This window comes from Stappia sp. MMSF_3263, from assembly GCF_030733745.1.
Classification (GTDB): Bacteria; Pseudomonadota; Alphaproteobacteria; order Rhizobiales; family Stappiaceae; genus Stappia.
In genome coordinates this window covers 57113-75565 of the sequence record NZ_JASHIK010000002.1, presented here as the reverse complement: position 1 = coordinate 75565, position 18453 = coordinate 57113, and the positions used below count along the sequence as shown (strand labels likewise).

The following is an 18453-nucleotide window of genomic DNA, read 5'->3' as shown; positions in this document are numbered from 1 at the left end:
GCACTGGCAACCATGCGGACCATTCTCGTTACCGGCTCGGCCGGCTTCATCGGCTATCACCTGTGCCGACGCCTTCTCGATGACGGCTGGCGCGTGGTCGGGCTCGACTGTGTCAGCCCCTATTACGACCCGGCGCTGAAGGAGGCCCGTCTGAAGATCCTCAACGGGATCGACGGTTTCACCGAGGCGCGGATCTCGCTTCAGGATCGCGACGCCGTCATGGCACTGATGGCGGAGCACGCCCCGCAACGGATCATCCATCTGGCCGCGCAGCCTGGGGTGCGTTATTCGCTGGAAGTGCCGCAGGCCTATGTGGATGCCAATGTCACCGGCTTCCTGACGATCCTGGAGGCGGCACGCGCCTTCCCGGTCGATCATGTCGTCTTCGCCTCGACCTCATCGGCCTATGGTCTCGACGAGGCGATGCCGCTCTCCCCGCATCGCGGCGGCAACCATCCGATTTCGCTCTACGCGGCCACGAAGAAGGCAAACGAGGCGATGGCGCACAGCTACGCGCACCTCTTCGGCATCCCGCTGACGGGACTGCGCTTCTTCACCGTCTACGGTCCCTGGGCGCGACCCGACATGGCGCTCTACAAGTTCACCAGCGCCATTCTCGAAGGCCGTCCGATCGACATCTACAACAATGGCGAGATGTTGCGCGACTTCACCTATGTCGACGACATCGTCGAGGGCATCGTGCGGATTGCGGAGCGTCCGGCCAGGGGCAACCCGGACTGGAACGGCGCGGAACCGGATCCGGCGACGAGCCGCGCGCCCTACCGGATCCACAATATCGGCAACTCCGAGCCGGTGCAGCTGCTGCGCTATGTCGATGCGGTGGAGGCGGCCTGCGGCGTCAAGGCGATCCGCAACTACATGCCGCTGCAGCCGGGCGACGTGCTGGCCACCTGGGCCGATGTCGAGGACCTGGTCGAGGAAACCGGTTTCCGGCCGAAGACCAGCGTCGAGGACGGCGTGAAGGCCTTCGTCGACTGGTATCGCGGCTTCTACGGCGTTTAAGTTCCGGAAGGGCGGCTACTTGCCGCCCTGCTTCTCCGCCTTGGCCCGGGCGAAACGGGCGCGCAACTGCTCGCCGCGCCCTTCCTTGATCACCTGCCGCGAGCGGCCGAGCGACAGGGCGTTTGCCGGCACGTCCTCGGTCACGACCCCGCCGGCGGCCAGATAGGCACCCTCGCCGATCGTCAGCGGCGCGACCAGGGTCGAGTTCGACCCGACGAAGACGCCCGCGCCGATATCCGTGTGGTGCTTGAGGAAGCCGTCATAGTTGCAGGTGATCGTGCCCGCGCCGATATTCGCCTTCGCCCCGACCCGGGCATCGCCGATATAGGTCAGGTGATTGACCTTGGCGCCCGCCTCGATGCTGGCATTCTTGATCTCCACGAAATTGCCGACATGCGCGCCCTCGCCGATCTTCGCGCCGGGGCGCAGCCGCGCATAGGGACCGAGCGTCGCGCCTGTCTCCACCGCGGCCTGCTCAAGATGAGAGAAGGCACGGATGGTCACCTTGTCGCCGACGACAACGCCGGGACCGAAGACGACATTGGGCTCGACCAGGACATCGCGCCCGAGCCTCGTGTCATGGGAAAAGAACACGGTCTCCGGGGCGATGAGACTTGCCCCCTCTTCCATCGCGGCAAGACGGGCGCGGGTCTGGAAGTCGGCCTCGACGCGGGCCAGCTGGGCGCGCGTGTTGATGCCCTGCACTTCCCATTCCTCGGCTGTTTCCGTCACCACGGACAGGCCCATGCGATTGGCGATCTCGACGGCGTCGGTGAGATAATACTCGCCCTTGGCGTTGCCATTGCCGATCTGCCCGAGGATTTCGGCGAAGCGCGCCCCGCGAAAGCCCATGATGCCGGAATTGCAGAAATCGACCTTGCGCTCCTCCGCGCTGGCGTCGCGTTCCTCGCGAATGGCAAGAAGCTGCCCGTCGCGGGCCAGCAGCCGGCCATAGCCCGTCGGATCGGCGGCGTGAAACCCCAGCACGGCGATATCGGCGCCACTTTCCAGTCTTGCCGAGACTCGCAAGAGCGTCTGCGTGGAGACAAGCGGCGTGTCGCCGAACAGCACCAGGACCTGGTCGGGAGTGTCGGCGAAGGCGGCAGAGGCCGCCCGCGCCGCGTGCGCCGTGCCGAGCCGCTCGCCCTGGACATGGCAGCCCGCGCCTGGCGCCCGGCCAGCCACCTCGGCCTCGAGTTCCAGCATGTCGGGGCCGATGACGACCGCGATGCGATCGATGCCCGACCCGCTCACCGCCTTCAGCACATGGCCGACCAGCGACAGGTTCGCAACCTCATGCATCACCTTCGGCCGCTCCGATTTCATACGGGTGCCGAGGCCGGCGGCTAGGACAATGGCGAGGCGGGAGTTGTGCGGCATGAAGGGTCTCAGGGTTGGCAATCGGATGAGGTCAAGTTCTCGAAGGCCGGTCGCGCGGCGTCAAGCCATTGATCGCACAGGACTGCCTTTTTGTCCCGGTCCGTGCCAAGAACAAGGGTGTATGGACGGGCGATTCTCGAAAATTCGTACGTTAGAAACATATAACAGAGCCCGATGCAGGGAATGTCAGAAATGGAAGCGACACAGGGCGACCCCGGATCGAAAACGCTTGCGGAACCGCGGCTGAAGCATTTTCCGGTCACCTTCTTCGCCGTAGTCATGGGCCTTGCCGGTCTGTCGCTGGCGACCGGACGAATGGAGGTGGCGGGCGCGGTGCCAGCCGGCGTCAGCCTCGTTCTGATGGCCGTGACCGCACTGGCCTTCGCCGCAATCGCCGGATTCTTTGTCGCCAAGGCTCTGCGCTATCCGAAGGCCTTGCGGGCGGAATGGGAGCATCCGGTGCGGATTGCCTTCTTCCCCGCGATCACGATCGGCGTCCTGCTGATCTGCGCCGGCCTGCTGCCGCTTGGCGATCAGCTCATTCGTCCGGTGTGGATGGTGGCAACCGCCGCCCATCTGGCCGTCACCCTTGGCGTCGTGTCGGCCTGGATCAGCCATCGGACCTTCGAGCAGGCGCACCTGACGCCGGCATGGTTCATCCCCGCCGTCGGCAACGTCCTGGTGCCGCTTGCCGGTGTGCGTCTCGGCTTTCCCGAGATCTCCTGGTTCTTCTTCTCGGTCGGGATGCTCTTCTGGCTCGTTTTCCTGACGCTGGTCTTCAACCGGTTGATCTTCCACAATCCGATCGCAGAGCGCCTGCTTCCCACCCTCGTCATTCTCGTGGCGCCGCCATCGGTCGGGTTCGTGGCGTGGCTGCAGTTGAACGGCGGCGAGGTCGATGCTTTCGCCCGGGTGCTCTACTATTGCGCGACGATGTTCGTGCTGGTGACGCTGACACAGGTCGGCAAGCTGATCCGCCTGCCCTTCTCCATGGCGTGGTGGGCCTATTCCTTCCCGGTCGCGGCCTTCACCGTGGCTTCCGCGCTCTTCGCCGAACGCACCGGGGCAGGTTTCCAGAGAAGCCTCTCCTATGTCGCCTATGCGGTGCTTTGGGTGGTGATCGCAATCCTCGTGTCCAAGACACTGGCGGCCATCCGGCGCGACGAGATCTGCCGGCCGGAAGGCTGACCGGGCGCCAAATGAAGGCGTGCTACCAGAGCGTCTTGCGCGCCCGCTCCGGCCATTCCCTGTCGTAGCTCTCTCCGCCGACGCGGTCCTCGCTGAGGGCCGCCAGGATCGTGCCCGGCGTCGGCAGGTGCGACAGGTCCCCCTGGGCGTCCGCGTCCCACAGGCGCGAGCGCACGATGGCGCGGGCGCACTGGAAGTAGATCTTCTCGACGCTCACCAGGATGACAGTGCGGGGCGCGTGGCCGTCGACCGTGAAATCCTCCAGCAATTGCGGATCGGTACTGATCCGGGCGAGACCGTTGACGCGCAGCGTGGTGCCGCTACCGGGAATGAGAAACAGCAGCGCCACGCGCGGATCGCGCACGATGTTGCGCAGGGAATCGATGCGGTCGTTGCCCCGCCGGTCGGGAAGCGCCAGCGTCTTGCGGTCGAGGATGGTGACAACCGCGCCGCGGTCGCCGCGCGGCGAACAGTCAAGCCCTTCCGGTCCGACGGTTGCGAGCGACACGAAGGGCGAAGCATCGATATAGGCGCCGTAGTGATCGGAGATCCAGCCGATTTCCTTGACGGTGGAGGCGTCCTTCGGCGTCCCGTAGAGGCGTTCGAGCTCCTCCAGCGTGCTGACGATCATCGCCTGTCTCCTGTCGCGTCGGGGTGGCCGTGCATCCGGGAATCCGGGCGGCGGGCGGCAAGCTAGCAGCGTCGCCTGGCGCTCGCAACACGAGCCCGTTCAGAGCCTGACGGACTACTCCCTCGACATTGGTCGCGGGCTGAAGAGGCGCATTTCGCCGGCGACACCGCGCAAGGCATGCATTCCCATGTCGTCGAGCGGGGCATCGAGCTGTCGGGCGACCGGTTCCGAAACCAGGATGGCGCGGCCAAGCGCCTTGGTCAGCGCCTCTATGCGGCTCGCCGCATTCACCGCCGGCCCGATGACAGTGAAGTCGAGACGTTCCGTCGAACCGACGTTGCCGAAGAACACCTTGCCCTCGTGAAGGGCAATGCCGCTGCGCAAGGGAGCCCATCCGTCGACCGTGGCAAGATCGGGCGGAGGATCGTCGCTGAGCGCCGCGATGGCGGTGAGCGCCCGTTCCGCGGCCCGCAAGGCGGCTTGCGCCGCGTCGCCGCGCTGCGGGAAGACGGCAAGCACGCCATCTCCCATGAACTTGAGGATATCGCCACCTTCGGCAATCACCGCAGATGCAAGGCGCTCGAAATATGCATTCAGCAAGGCGGTCATCGCGGACCCGGACAACCGCGACGACAGGTCGGTGAAGCCGCGCAGATCGGACATCCATATGACGGCATCAATCTCCTCTCCGACACCGCGCCGGATGCTGCCATTGAGGACCTTCCCGCCAGCTGCCGCGCCCAGATAGGCATCGAGCAGGTTCACCGAGATCCGCCGGTCGATATGCCGCTCGACATGCAATGCGAAGATGCGCAACAGCCCGCGCACCGCCTCCAGCTCCGCAGGCCGGAAGCCGCCCGGCTGCCGCGTCGACAGGGATACGAGATTGTGCTGGCGCCCGCCGGCTGTGAGTGGCAGCGCCAGATACTGGCTGTAGCCCTGAGCACCCAACTCGCGCAGCAACGGGTAGCGCTTCTGCGTCTCCTCGTCGATCCGCTCCTCGAATGCGCGCCCGTATTCGATCACACCGTAGAGCGGACTGCGTCTATAGGCTTCGGTTGCCAGGATACCCTCGCCAACCTGGATCTCGTCGCAGATGCCGTCGCCCTTCTCCCAGTTCCAGGCGAAGCCGTAGATCTGCGGGTGCAATGTACCGACATGCAGGCTGGCGCGGTCGAAGGAGACCAGCGCCGAGGCCATGCGCCAGCAGAATGCCTCGAAGAAGGCAAGCACGTCGCCGACCGCGAGTGCCTCTCCAAGCAACCAGTCCCGAACGTCGTCGATCGTCTGCCGGTGGACGATCATTTTGCCCGGATCGCGCCAGGACCTCTGCCGCAGTACGACACCGCTGGCATAGGTCCTTTGAATAGTGTCCTGTCCGTTCATCGCTCGCATTCCTGCTCTGTCGGTGCGATCCTGTGCCCTCGCGCGGGGACTGTCCATCTCAGCGAACGCGACCCGGGTGTCGCCGAGGTCGCGCCGAACGCCAATGGCTGGAGCGGGAAACCCATGAAGCAGGCACGGCGATCCCTGGCGATTGCCTCCAGTTTGATCTCGCTCGCGATCACCATGTTTCCGCTCGGCGCCGCCGCTGAAACGACCGTCGATCTCGAACTCGTCCTTGCAGTGGACGCATCGGCAAGCGTCGACGAGGCGGAGTTCTCCTTGCAGATGAACGGAATTGCCGAAGCCTTCCGCTCAGGCGAGGTCCATGCGGCGATCGCAGCCGGCCCCGTCGGCAGGATCGCCGTGGCGCTGGCCGTGTGGGCGGAGGCGGAGCGCCCCGCGGACCTGTCCCCTTTCCACCTGGTTGCCGACGCCGCGTCGGCCAGGCGTTTCGCCGGCGAGGTCGAGACCTGGCCAAGGCGCGTCAATGGCGGCACCGGCATCGGTGCCGGCCTCGCGCATGCGATGCGGCATTTCGACCACAACGGCTTCGCCGGCCGCCGGCGGGTCGTGGACGTTTCGGGAGACGGCCGGGAAACGCCGCCGCGCGACTATGTGGTACTGATCGACACCGCGCGCGGCATGGCGCTGGGACGGGGCATCACCATCAACGGGCTCGCCATAGAGAACGAGGACCTCGGCCTGGCCCAGTGGTATCGCGACAATGTCGCGGTCGGGCCACGCAGTTTCGTCATGTCCGTCGCCCGTTACGAGGATTTCGCGGAGGCCATGCGGCGCAAGCTGCTCCGCGAGATCGAGGACCGGCCTCCCCTGGCGGCCATTGCACCGGACACAGCCTCAAGCGAACGTTGACCGATCTATTCCGCCGCCTGAGCGCGCGGCTTGATCACGGGCTCCATCTTCGAAAGCTCCGCCGGATCCAGGTGACAGAGAATGCCGTGCCCTTCGCCGAAGCTGCGCAATGGTGGCAGGTCGACATCACAGGTGCCGGGGATCATGTAGGGGCAGCGCGTGGAGAACGGGCATCCCTTCGGCGGATTCGACGGCGAGGGGATTTCCCCCTTCAGCACGATGTGCCTCTTTTCCACCCTTGTGTCGGCGATGGGCACCGCGGCAAGCAGCGCCTCCGTATAGGGATGGTAGGGCGGCGCAAAGATTTCCTCCGTCGTCCCCTGCTCCATGATCCGTCCGAGATACATGACCACGATCCGGTCGGCGAGATAGCGCACGACGGAGAGGTCGTGGCTGATGAACAGCATGGTCGTGCGGTTCTCGCGCTGGATGTCCATCAGCAGTTCGGTCACCGCCGCCTGCACGGAAACATCGAGCGCCGATACGGGTTCATCGGCGATCACCACTTTCGGATTGCCGGCAAAGGCGCGGGCAATGCCGACGCGCTGCTTCTGCCCGCCCGAAAGCTGGCGTGGCTTGCGCTTGGCGAAGTCGCGCGGCAGCTTCACCGTGTCGAGCAGCCGCATGACGATCTCGTTGACCTCGGCCTCGTCGCTTGCCACACCGAACTTGCGGATCACCCGTCCGATCTGGCCTCCGATCGTGTGCGAGGGATTGAGCGTGTCGAACGGGTTCTGGAAGACCATCTGCAGTTTCGCGATGGTCGACTTGTCCCGCTTGTCGACAGGCAGGGCTCCCAACTCGACATCGCCGAGCATGACCTTGCCGTCGGTCGCATCCTCCAGCCCCATCAGCACCTTGGCGAAGGTCGACTTGCCGCAGCCCGATTCACCGACGATGGCGACTGTCTCCGCCTCCCGCGCCTCGAAGCTCAGTTTCTCGTTGGCCTTCACCGTGCGCGCATCGCCGCCGGACACGAAAAGCCCGCCCTCGTCGATGATGTAGTGCTTGGTCATGTTCTCGACGGAGAGCACGGTGTCGCCGGGCAGAACCGGCGGTTTCGCCTCGCCCTTGGGCAGGTCCCGATCCCAGTCGATCTCCTGGAACCGCTCGCAGCGCACCTTGTGATCGTCATCGCCGGGAACCGGATGCATCTTCAACGCCCCGACATTGCACAGCCCGTCGCGGAAGAACGTGCAGCGCGGTGCGAAATTGCATCCTTCCGGCCGCTCGTGCGGCAAGGGCAACTGGCCGGGAATGGCAACCAGCGGATGGGCGTTCTTGTCGGCGCCGGGCAGCGGGATCGAACCGAAAAGGCCGCGCGTATAGGGATGGCGCATTTCCTCGAAGACGTCGTGGATATCGCCGACCTCGACGGCCTCGCCCGAATACATCACCGTCAGCCTGTCACAGGTCTCCAGGATCAGGCCGAGATTGTGCGAGATATAGATCATCGAGGTGCCGAATTCCTCGGCGATCTCGTTGATCAACTCGACGATGCCGGCCTCTACGGTCACGTCGAGCGCCGTCGTCGGCTCGTCGAGCAGGAGGAGCTTGGGATTGGACAGCAGCGCCATGGCGATGACCACGCGCTGCTGCTGACCGCCGGATATCTGGTGCGGGTAGGAATTGAGGATACGCTTGGGATCCGGCAGGCGGACCTTGGCCAGCATCTCCTCCGCACGGCGCAGCGCGTCCGCCTCGGACAGGCCGTCGTGATAGATCGGCACCTCGGCAAGCTGCGCCCCGATCAGCATCGAGGGGTTCAGCGAGGCCATCGGTTCCTGATAAACCATGGCGATCTTCGAACCGCGGATACGGCGCAGCTCCTCATCGCTCATGGTGCGCATGTCGCGCCCCTCGAACAGGATCTCGCCGCCGACAATGGCGCCGTTCTTGCCCATGTACTGCATGATCGCGAGGGCGACCGTCGACTTGCCGCAACCGCTCTCGCCGACGATCCCATGCGCCTCACCGGGCATCAGCTTGAGATTGAAATCGACAACGGCCGGAATTTCACCTGCCCGCGTGTAGTACGAGATGCAAAGGTTCCGGCATTCCAGAACCGGGGTCTGGTCGCTCATGACGGTCCCTTTCTCAGTCACGCAGGCTCATTTCCCTGAGGCCGTCGGCCATCAGGTTGAAGCCGAGAATGAGGCTCGAGACCGACAGGGCCGGCACGAGCAGCATGTAGGAGAACTTCCACAGCATCGCCGTCTTGGCGCTTTCGCGGATCATCAGGCCCCAGTCGGGGTCCGGTGGCTGCAGGCCGAGGCCCAGGAAGGTCAGGGTCGTGATCGCCACCGTGGTGTAGCCGAGCCGCAGGCAGGCATCGACGATGATCGGCCCGCGCACGTTCGGCAGCAGTTCGAAAATCATGATGTAGAGCGGATGCTCGCCGCGGGTCTGCGCCGCGAAGACGTAGTCCCGCGTCTTGATGTCGAGCGCGAGGCCCCTGACGATGCGCATGATCGCCGGCGCCGAGGCGAAGGTCACCGCCACGACGATGTTGAACCCCGACGGCCCCAGATAGTTCAGGATGACTATGAACAGCACCATCACCGGGAAGGACAGGAGCACGTTGGCGGCAAAGGAGATGATCTCGTCCCACCAGCCGCTGAGATATCCCGAGATCAGTCCGAACAAGGCCCCCACGACATAGGCGACCAGAGTTGCCGTGACGCCCCAGACGAGCACCCGCTGGCAACCCCATATCATCCGGGAAAGCATGTCGCGGCCCTTGAAGTCCGTGCCGAGCCAGAAGAAGACGTCCTTGCGCTCGGTAAAGGGCGTGGTGAAGGGAGCGATCGGCTTGTTCGGGTCGAGGAGCGGCAGATAGGGGGCGCTCACTGCCATCAACAGCCAGAAGAACACCAGCGTCAGTCCGATCACCGCGACCCAGCTTTCGCGGAACGCGCGAATGCCCAGGATGTAGAGGATCAGAGTCGCCGGGATCGCCGGCAGGAGCACCATCTGCGCATTGTTGCCAATGGTCTTGCCGAACATGACATAGGCCATCAGCGGCAACCACATCAGCAGCAGCAGCGCGATTACCGGCCTTGGCCGCAACAGACGGGACAGGAAAGGCTGGGATGCCTGGATATCGGTCACTGCCATGGGGTGTGTCTCCGGGGCTCAGGCAAATCGGATGCGCGGGTTCAGGAAGGTGTAGCCGATGTCGGAGATGATCTGCGACACGACGGCAACGGCAACGGCAACCAGGGTGCACGCCTGGACCACCTCGACATCGGGGAACAGCGCCGCCTCCAGCAAAAGCTTTCCGAAGCCGTCATATTCAAAGAATACCTCGACCACGACAACGCCCGACAGCAGCCAGTTGAGCTGCAGCACGATCAGCGTGAACGGCGCGATCAGCGCGTTGCGAAGCGCGTGTTTCATCACCACGCGGCGATAGGGAATGCCTTTCAGGATGGCGGTGCGGATATATTGCGAGGTCATCACCTCGGCCATGGAAGCGCGCGTCATGCGCGCCACGTAGCCGAAATCGTAGATCACCAGCGTCAGCACCGGCAGCACCAGTTCGCGAAAGTCGAACCCGCCGATCATGGCCGACTTGACCGGCAGCCAGCCAAGCCCGAGCGCGAACACGATGGTCAGCAGGATGGCGCTCGCGATCTCCGGAATACTGGTCGTGAAGACCGAGATGAACGAGATCGAGCGATCCTGGAGCGACCCTTCCTTCATGCCGGCAAGAACGCCCAGCACGAGCGATATCGGAATCATCAGCGCGAAAACGAAGAATGCGAGGATGCCGGTATTCGCCAGCCGATCGGCGAGGAGCGGAGCGACAGGCCGGTTCTTCTCGAAGGAGAAGCCGAAATCGCCGGTCAGGATATTGCCGACCCAGTTGGCGTAGCGCTGGTAGAACGGGACGTCGAGCCCGCGTGCGGCAAGCCAGTCCTGGTAGCTGTCCTCGGTGAGCGCGGAGACCGCGAACCCGCCCAGTTCCTGTACCGCCAGCCGCTTCTTGAACTCCGGCGTGTCAAAGATCGCAAAGAGCAACAGTGACGAGACGGCCATGATCAGAACCATCTGAACCAGGCGTCTCAGAACGAGTTTCAGCATGTGTGCCCACCGTGTCCGGCATCGCGCCTGCGAAAGCGGCGGCGCGACGACCCTCCCCTGACCTCAGGAGCCTGAACGGAAACCGCGCGGTTCTCCGTGTCGGAAAACCGCGCGGCGCAACTGTGTCAGCCCATCCAGACCTTGTTGAACTGGTGATACTGGGTCGGGTGAGCCGGATAGCCGTGCACCGACTTGGACGCCATGCAGTAGACCGGGCGCCAGATCGGCATCACCACGACGGCCGCGTCCTGCAGGATCTTCGAGGCCTTGGCGAGAAGTCCCTTGCGCTCCTCGACATCGAGGGTCGCTTCCGCCGCATCCAGGGCCGCATCGAACTCCGGCGAGGCAAAGCCGGATTCGTTCCACGGCACGCCTGACCGGTAGCCAAGCGACATCACCATCGTGCCAAGCGGACGATGAGTCCAGGCGGTGGCGCCGAACGGCGTCTTGGTCCAGATTTCCCAGTACTTGGAGGCCGGAATGACGTTGATGTTCAACGTGATGCCCGCGTCCTGGAGCTGGTCGCGCATGGCTTCGGCAACGGTCTGGTGCCAGGGGCCGTCCGTGTTGCCGACATCGATGGTGATCGTGATGCCGTCCGGATGGCCGGCTTCGGCGAGGAGCGCCTTGGCGCCTTCGACATCGCGGCTGATCGGCGGCAGCGCCTCGTAATCGGGATGGACCGGCGCGACGTGGTAGTTCTCGCCGATATCGCCCCCCTCCGGATAGACCAGCGGCTTGATCGCGGCATTGTCGACAGCCATCGCCACGGCCTTGCGGACGCGCTCGTCATCGAACGGCTTGGCATCGACCCGCATCCGGCAGCACAGCGTCTGCGCGGTGCGCGCGGCGATGATGTTGCCGTCGATGGCCTTGGCCAGTTCCATCTGCTCGACACCGAAGTCGTAGATGGCATCCACGCTCTGGCCCGCAAAGGCGGTCAGCTGGTTGTCGGCATCGAAATTGTAATAGTGGATCTCGTCGAGGAAGACCGTGCCGCCCCAATATTCGAACGGCTGGCCGCCGGCCTCCGTCACCCGCTTCAGGATGCAGCGGTCGCCCACGACATTCTCGGTGATTGTGAACGGACCCGTACCGATCAGCGCGTTGTCGAGCGGCGGTGCGAAGCCGCGATGCACGATCGCCGTCGGATAGTTGTACATGTCTTCCGGGAAGGACAGCACCGGCTTCGTCAGGTTGAAGCGGATGGTGTGATCGTCGATCACCTCGATGGAACCGTCGATCAGCTTCTTCTTGCCGTCCACTTCCTCGACCATGGCCGACACGGACGACAGGCCGATATTGGACGACCCGATTTCCGGATTGGTCCAGCGCTCGAAATTGAACTTCACGTCCTCGGCGGTGAAATCATCGCCATTGTGCCACTTCACGCCCTTGCGCAGGCGGAATGTCCACGTCTTCAGGTCGTCGGAAGCTTCCCAGCTCTCGGCCAGCATCGGCCGGGTCACGTTGTCCGGCCCGGTCATCGCCAGGTATTCGAGCATGTGACGCGTCTGGTTGGAGGCCTGCGTCCAGGAGAATGTCGCGGGATCGTCGATCTTCTGGACCTGCATCGCGACCTTCAGGATGCCGCCCGACTTCGCGCCGGCATCGTCCGCCGGAAACGGCAGGTTCGCCGCGTCCTGGGCGATCGCCGGATTCGGCAGGCCGGCCATTGCGTAGGCCGCCCCGGCCCCCACGCCGAGCAAGGCGGCGTAGCGGACGAACTCGCGCCGGCTCAGCCGGCCGCCATCCATCTGCTCGCGGGCTTCCCCGACCTTCGGATGCAGTTTGTTCGATGTATCGCTGGTCGACATAGGACTGTCTCCCCTCCGTCTGTTCGAATGTCTGTCGATATTGTTTAACCGGTCGCGCGGAGCATTTTCATCGCGCGCTCACGCCGCCAATCGGCACCGGTACGGGCCGGGACCTTCGCGCCGACAACATGCTGGCTCGCATGTCTCACGCATCCGGTTCACGGCCGCCCATCCAGACCCTCCCCCTCGGCTGATCCTTGGTGTGATCCAGGAGACAGGCCCGCCGGAACGGAACCTGACCCATCAGGGTTCAAGCCTAGCACGCATTCCGACCGGATTGGCAAAGCCTTGCCAGCATTTTTTTGATCAGCCGACAGGCATGTCGGTATCGGACAACAGCTGGTCGCATAATTGATATCGCCTTTCCCTCGTTGGCGAGTCTAGGCTCCATGAAACGCTCGCGTATAAAGGCGCGCAGGAACTCGAAAATTCGGGCTTTTTGCTTGGCATTTTCGAGAACAGGATTGCTTTATTCAAGACCCTTGAAACAGACGACTTCCAAAACCCGGAAAGCCGCCGATCATGGCAAGCAGTGACGACATTCGCGCTCCCCTGTCGGAGACCGCCGAGACGCCGGCCAGGCGCCGCGGACGCAGGGGCCGCCGGGACGGCGCGGGGAGCGATGCGCCGATCGAGCAGAAGCCGTTCCGGGCAAGAAGAAATCCGTTTCAACCGGTCGCCTGCGTGTCGGCGGACGAGCTTGAATCCATCCACAATGCCTCGCTCGACGTTCTGGAAAATATCGGCATCGATTTTATCAATCCCGAGGCGAAGGCCATCCTCGCAGCCGCCGGGGTCGAAATTCCCGCATCCGGAGACCGAATCCGCATGGAGCGCGGACTGGTCCTGGAGGCCCTGTCGCATGCGCCGGCCGAGTTCACCCTGCACGCCCGCAACCCTGCCCACAACCTGCGCGTTGGCGGCGACAGCGTCATCTGGAGCGGTGTCGCCAGCGCCCCGAACTGCGCCGACGCCACCCGAGGCCGCAGGCCGGGCAGCCAGGAGGACTTTCGCGACTTCGTCCGGCTCAGCCAGGTCTTCAACGTCATCGACCTCAACGGCGGCTATCCGGTAGAGCCGGTGGACCTGCATGCAAGCGTCCGCCATCTCGACTGCATCAGCGACTTCGTCACACTGACCGACAAGGCGTTCCACATCTACTCGCTCGGCCGCGAGCGCAATCTAGACGGTATGGAAATCGCCCGGATTGCGCTTGGATTGACACATGAAGAATTCTCATCAACACCCTGTACAATATCGATAATCAATTCTTCTTCGCCGCTGCGCCTCGACACGCCGATGCTACAAGGGATCATCGAGATGTCGCGCCGGGGGCAACCGATCGTCCTGACGCCCTTCACGCTGGCGGGAGCGATGGCGCCGGTGACGATCGCCGGCGCACTCGTGCAACAGAACGCGGAAGCGCTGGCGGGCCTTGCCTTCGCCCAGATCGTGAAACCCGGCGCCCCTGTCGTCTATGGCGGCTTCACCTCCAACGTCGACATGAAGTCGGGCGCCCCGGCCTTCGGCACGCCGGAATACATGCAGGCAGCGCTCGTCGGCGGCCAGCTCGCCCGCCGCTACAACATCCCCTACCGCTCGTCGGCCGTGTGTGCCGCCAATTCCCCGGATGCGCAGGCCGCCTACGAGACCGTGTTCTCGCTCTGGGGTGCGCTGATGGGCGGGGCCAATTACGTCAAACACGCGGCTGGCTGGCTGGAGGGCGGGCTGACCGCAGGTTTCGAGAAGTTCATTATCGACATCGACCTGTTGCAGATGGTCGACGCATTCCTGCAGCCGCTCGATGTCTCCACCGAGGCGCTGGCGGTTGACGCGATCCGCGATGTCGGGCCAGGCGGTCACTTCTTCGGAACCGCCCACACCCAGTCACGCTACAAGACCGCCTTCTACCCGCCGATCATCTCTGACTGGCGCAACTTCGAGACCTGGCAGGAGGCCGGTTCGCCGAGCGCCTATGACAAGGCGCAACATCTCCACAAGACCGCTCTGGCAGAATACGAAGCCCCGCCGCTGGAGCCTGCGATCGCGGAGGAGCTAGCGAGCTTCGTTGCAAGGCGCAAGGCGGAAGGCGGCGCGCCGACGGACTTTTGAACCTCCTCCGTTTTCGGGTGACGCCGGCGTCCCGCCGGTCGACACTGTCGGCGGAGAACATCCCGACGAACTCAGAACCGGCAAACCGGAAGGACGAGACGGAATGAAATCGCAGGTACGTGTGGTGGTGATCGGCGGCGGCGTGGTGGGATGCAGCGTGCTCTACCACCTGACCAAGCGGGGCTGGACCGATGTCCTGCTCATCGAGCGCTCCGAGCTCACATCCGGATCGACATGGCATGCGGCCGGCGGCTTCCACACCCTGAACGGAGATCCGAACGTCGCCAAGCTGCAGGCTTACACCGTCTCGCTCTACAAGGAGATCGAGGAGATGTCCGGCCAGTCCTGCGGGCTGCACCTGACCGGCGGCTTGCAGCTCGCCGACACGCCCGAGCGTCTTGAATGGCTGAAAATGGCACATGCGCGCGGTCGCTATCTTGGCATGAAAACCGAGATCATCTCGGCGAAAGAAGCCAAGGAGCTGCTGCCGCTCATCGACGAACGCCATTTCGTCGGCGCCATGTGGGATCCGATCGAGGGGCATCTCGATCCCTCCGGCACCACCCATGCCTATGCCAAGGCCGCGCGCAAGGCGGGCGCGGAAATCTCGCTCCGCAACCGCGTCCTGGAACTGACGCAGAAACCGGACGGGACCTGGCTCGTCGTCACCGAGCAGGGAACCGTGGAGACGGAGCATGTCGTCAATGCCGGCGGCCTGTGGGCCCGCGAGGTCGGCCGCATGGTCGGGCTGGAATTGCCCGTTCTGGCGATGGAGCACCACTACCTCTTGACCGAGGACATGCCGGAGATCGCCGAGATCAACGCCGCAACTGGCAAGGAACTTGTCCACGCGATTGATTTTTCGGGCGAAATATACACGCGCCAGGAGCGCGGCGGCATGTTGCTCGGAACCTATGAGCGCGCCGCGACGCCCTGGAGCCCGCGCCAGACCCCTTGGGATTTCGGCCAGGAACTGCTGGAACCCGACCTGGAGCGCATTGCGCCATCGCTGGAAATCGGGTTCGAGCACTTCCCCGCGCTCAAGGGCGCCGGCATCAAGCAGTTCATCAACGGCCCCTTCACTTTCGCGCCCGACGGCAACCCGCTGGTCGGCCCGGTGCGCGGCCGGACCAACTTCTGGTGCGCCTGCGCCGTCATGGCCGGCTTCAGCCAGGGTGGCGGCGTCGGCCTGGCGCTGGCCAACTGGATGGTCGACGGCGATCCCGGGTTCGACATCTGGGGAATGGACGTCTCGCGTTATGGCGACTGGGCGACGCTCGCCTACACCAACGCCAAGGTGCGCGAGAACTATTCCCGCCGCTTCCGCATCCGCTACCCCAACGAGGAACTCGCAGCGGCCCGCCCGCACCAGACCACCCCGCTCCATGATCGCATGCTGGCCCGCGGCGCCGTCATGGGCGACAGTTGGGCGCTGGAAACACCGCTCTGGTTCGCACCCGAGGGCATCGAGGCGAAAGACGTCGTTTCCTTCCGTCGCTCCAACGACTTCGAGCATGTGAAGGCGGAATGCCGTGCAGTGCGCGAGGCCGTCGGCATCACAGAGATCGCCAATTTCGCCAAGTACGAGATCATCGGCCCGGGCGCCGAGGCCTTTCTCGACCGGATGATGACCAACCGCATGCCGGCTGAAGGGCGCATGGTCCTGACGCCGATGCTCAACGAGCATGGCAGGCTGATCGGCGATTTCACCATCGCCAGGATGGCCAGCGACCGTTTCCTCATGTGGGGATCGAGCCAGGCCGAGGTCTATCACATGCGCTGGTTCGAGAAGCACCTGCCGGCGGATGGCAGCGTCGCCGTCCGGCCGATCAATCTCGGCTGGGTAGGCCTGTCCATTGCCGGTCCCCGGGCCCGGGACCTTCTGGCGCGCGTCACCGGCGAGGACGTCTCGAACGATGCCTTCCCCTTCATGGCCAGCCGGGCAATGGTTGTCGCCAATGCACCCTGCCATGTCAGCCGCATCAGCTATACAGGCGATCTCGGTTACGAGATCTGGATGGCCCCGCACTACGAGCGTCGGGTCTATGACGCGCTGCAAGCGGAGGGAGGCGACCTGGGCCTGCGCGACTTCGGCATGCGCGCCCTGCTCTGCCTGCGGCTGGAGAAAAACTTCGGCACCTGGTTCCGCGAATTCCGGCCGATCTACGGACCTTACGAGGCTGATCTCGGCCGCTTCGTTTCACTGAAGAAGGGGGACTTCATCGGCCGGGAGGCGGCGGCAAGGGAAAAGGAGAGCGGCGGAACCCTGCGCCGTGTCTCCTTCGTCGTCGAAGCAACGGACGCCGATGTCATCGGCGACGAGCCGATCTGGCATGACGGCAAGGTGGTCGGCTGGATCACCTCCGGCGGATATGGTCACTTCGTCGATGCCTCGCTCGCGCAAGGCTACCTGCCGAAGGAACTTGCATCGATCACCGCAACGGGTGCCTTCGAGATCGAGATCATTGGTGAGATGCGCAAGGCACGCATCATCACCGAGCCTCTGTTCGATCCCGAGGCCAAGCGGATGCGGATGTGAAATTTCCTCATGCATGACTTCAGAAAGATCTGTCAAAAGTCTGATTTAAATATCTTCATGTCGGATTGATCTCTCTGAAGCAGGCAACGACATGGCTGGCAAACGCGGCCGTCGCCTTGCCGGCATTTCCCGCCTCCTTGAGGATCAGGTGGTAATCGCCGATTTCGGGGAGCCCGTGCCTGTCGTCAAGTTTCTGCAGCGGCGGCGTGATCACGCTGGTGGGGAACGGAGCAATCGCGAGGTCCGCCAGGAGCGCGGCTTCCTGCCCTGCACTGTGAAAGCTCTGATAGGCGATGCGGTAGGGGTGATCGGACTTGTCGAGCGCGATCCGCGCCGCCTTGCGCCACGGGCAGCCGGAGACCGAAAGCGCCAATGGCAGCGGATCCCGGCTGTAGGCGACGCCGCCCTCGAGCCCCGCCCAGGCAAGCGGCTCCGTATAGACAATCTCGCCGCCCCGGGCGAGATCGCTGTCGGGCCTTGCGGTGTAGAGTATCAGATCAAGCTGACTGTCCTTGAGCTTCTGCTGAAGCGGCGGGCTGCCGTCCAGATGCACATCGACATTGACGCCGGGGTGGGATCGGGCAAACCGCGTCAGGATATTGGGCAGAAAACGGGTGCCGAAATCGGACGGGGCCCCGAAGCGGACCTCGCCCTCGATCTCCGGCGACCGGAACATCGCCACGGCTTCCTCGTTGAGCAGCAGGATCCGCCGGGCGTATCCGAGCAGGGCTTCTCCCTCGGCCGTCATGCGCACGCTGCGACCCTCTCTTGCAAATACCGCAACCCCGAGCAGCAGCTCCAGTTTCTTGATCTGCATCGACACGGCAGAGGGCGTTCGGCCAATAATCTCGGAAGTCTTTGAGAAACTTCCTGTTTCCGCGATCAGAAGGAACGTTCGATAAAGGTCCATCTCGATCAGCGGCGTTCCCTTTCCCGGCACAAGGTCCATGTCAGAACTCCCGAATCCACACTTCAATGGAATTGACGATATCTATTAGATCTTTTTGTTTGTCTGAAGTGACGAATACGACCATATCCCCAATCAGAACGACGGCGAGAGAGCCTGCACCGCAGGATGCCGCCGGTTTTCGCAACACGAGCACATGGAGAGCGACATGTCCTACCTGACCCGGGTCCTCGGCAACACTTTTGGCGTCGCAACGCGCGTTCATGCGCTTCATGTTGCCGACACCGACCAGCGCACCCTTTCCGATCTCGGCTTTGCCGGTGAGGCTGCCAAGCGCGCGCGCTTCCAGGCCTTCCGTTTCGGCGAACCCGGTGCATCCAACGCCGCCCGCCTCGGCGTCAACGGCCGCTGAGCCGCATCCCCGCGGGCAAAGCAGGGCAGTTCCAGTTTACAGAAAAACCGCCGGAGGCAACTCCGGCGGTTTTGTCGTTTCTAAGCAGGATCTTGCGTG

General features: G+C 63.9%; 14 protein-coding genes. 6 read left to right on the top strand and 8 right to left on the bottom strand.

All coding sequences use genetic code 11. From position 1 onward, the window contains the following. Window positions 1-12: 12 nt before the first annotated feature. Window positions 13-1023 (top strand): NAD-dependent epimerase, encoded by a 1011-nt coding sequence (locus RBB46_RS03180; RefSeq protein ID WP_306027425.1) that lies wholly within the window; start codon window positions 13-15, stop codon window positions 1021-1023. A 15-nt stretch (window positions 1024-1038) separates the two neighbouring features. Here the strand turns inward: RBB46_RS03180 and glmU are convergent, their stop codons facing one another. Continuing rightward, the gene (gene glmU, locus RBB46_RS03175) at window positions 1039-2403 is read right to left on the bottom strand and encodes a bifunctional UDP-N-acetylglucosamine diphosphorylase/glucosamine-1-phosphate N-acetyltransferase GlmU (RefSeq protein WP_306027424.1); all 1365 of its coding nucleotides are present in this window, start codon (window positions 2401-2403) and stop codon (window positions 1039-1041) included. Window positions 2404-2595: 192 nt separating this feature from the next. Between glmU and RBB46_RS03170 the strand changes: the two genes are divergently transcribed. After that, the gene (locus RBB46_RS03170; protein WP_306027423.1) at window positions 2596-3591 is read left to right on the top strand and encodes an SLAC1 anion channel family protein; all 996 of its coding nucleotides are present in this window, start codon (window positions 2596-2598) and stop codon (window positions 3589-3591) included. A 22-nt stretch (window positions 3592-3613) separates the two neighbouring features. On the opposite strand, the gene RBB46_RS03165 is transcribed toward RBB46_RS03170, so the two are convergent. Continuing rightward, window positions 3614-4222 carry a pyridoxamine 5'-phosphate oxidase family protein gene (locus RBB46_RS03165; RefSeq protein WP_306027421.1) on the bottom strand — a complete coding sequence of 203 codons (609 nt, stop codon included), beginning with the start codon at window positions 4220-4222 and terminating at the stop codon, window positions 3614-3616. A 114-nt stretch (window positions 4223-4336) separates the two neighbouring features. Beyond that, the gene (locus RBB46_RS03160; protein WP_306027420.1) at window positions 4337-5608 is read right to left on the bottom strand and encodes an adenylate/guanylate cyclase domain-containing protein; all 1272 of its coding nucleotides are present in this window, start codon (window positions 5606-5608) and stop codon (window positions 4337-4339) included. A 123-nt stretch (window positions 5609-5731) separates the two neighbouring features. On the opposite strand from RBB46_RS03160, the gene RBB46_RS03155 reads away from it, so the two are divergent. Next, a complete protein-coding gene (locus tag RBB46_RS03155; RefSeq protein WP_306027419.1) occupies window positions 5732-6481 on the top strand; it encodes a DUF1194 domain-containing protein in 750 nt (249 codons plus the stop codon). A gap of 5 nt (window positions 6482-6486) precedes the next feature. Here the strand turns inward: RBB46_RS03155 and RBB46_RS03150 are convergent, their stop codons facing one another. From RBB46_RS03150 to RBB46_RS03135, 4 genes are all read right to left on the bottom strand, one after another. Then, the gene (locus RBB46_RS03150; RefSeq protein ID WP_306027418.1) at window positions 6487-8565 is read right to left on the bottom strand and encodes an ABC transporter ATP-binding protein; all 2079 of its coding nucleotides are present in this window, start codon (window positions 8563-8565) and stop codon (window positions 6487-6489) included. Window positions 8566-8578: 13 nt separating this feature from the next. Continuing rightward, window positions 8579-9598: an ABC transporter permease gene (locus tag RBB46_RS03145; RefSeq protein WP_306027417.1), complete on the bottom strand. Its 1020-nt coding sequence runs from the start codon at window positions 9596-9598 to the stop codon at window positions 8579-8581. 18 nt (window positions 9599-9616) lie between these two features. Beyond that, complete coding sequence (locus RBB46_RS03140) at window positions 9617-10567, bottom strand: ABC transporter permease (RefSeq protein WP_306027416.1); 951 nt, start codon at window positions 10565-10567, stop codon at window positions 9617-9619. 125 nt (window positions 10568-10692) lie between these two features. After that, window positions 10693-12384: an ABC transporter substrate-binding protein gene (locus RBB46_RS03135; protein ID WP_306027415.1), complete on the bottom strand. Its 1692-nt coding sequence runs from the start codon at window positions 12382-12384 to the stop codon at window positions 10693-10695. Between the two features lie 522 nt (window positions 12385-12906). On the opposite strand from RBB46_RS03135, the gene RBB46_RS03130 reads away from it, so the two are divergent. Further along, window positions 12907-14496: a trimethylamine methyltransferase family protein gene (locus RBB46_RS03130; RefSeq protein ID WP_306027414.1), complete on the top strand. Its 1590-nt coding sequence runs from the start codon at window positions 12907-12909 to the stop codon at window positions 14494-14496. Between the two features lie 103 nt (window positions 14497-14599). Beyond that, window positions 14600-17035: an FAD-dependent oxidoreductase gene (locus tag RBB46_RS03125; RefSeq protein WP_306027413.1), complete on the top strand. Its 2436-nt coding sequence runs from the start codon at window positions 14600-14602 to the stop codon at window positions 17033-17035. Window positions 17036-17090: 55 nt separating this feature from the next. Here the strand turns inward: RBB46_RS03125 and RBB46_RS03120 are convergent, their stop codons facing one another. Then, window positions 17091-17984 (bottom strand): LysR substrate-binding domain-containing protein, encoded by an 894-nt coding sequence (locus RBB46_RS03120; protein ID WP_306027412.1) that lies wholly within the window; start codon window positions 17982-17984, stop codon window positions 17091-17093. Window positions 17985-18150: 166 nt separating this feature from the next. On the opposite strand from RBB46_RS03120, the gene RBB46_RS03115 reads away from it, so the two are divergent. Beyond that, window positions 18151-18354, top strand: a complete 204-nt coding sequence (locus tag RBB46_RS03115) for a hypothetical protein (RefSeq protein ID WP_306027411.1) — start codon at window positions 18151-18153, stop codon at window positions 18352-18354. The last annotated feature ends 99 nt before the right edge of the window (window positions 18355-18453 follow it).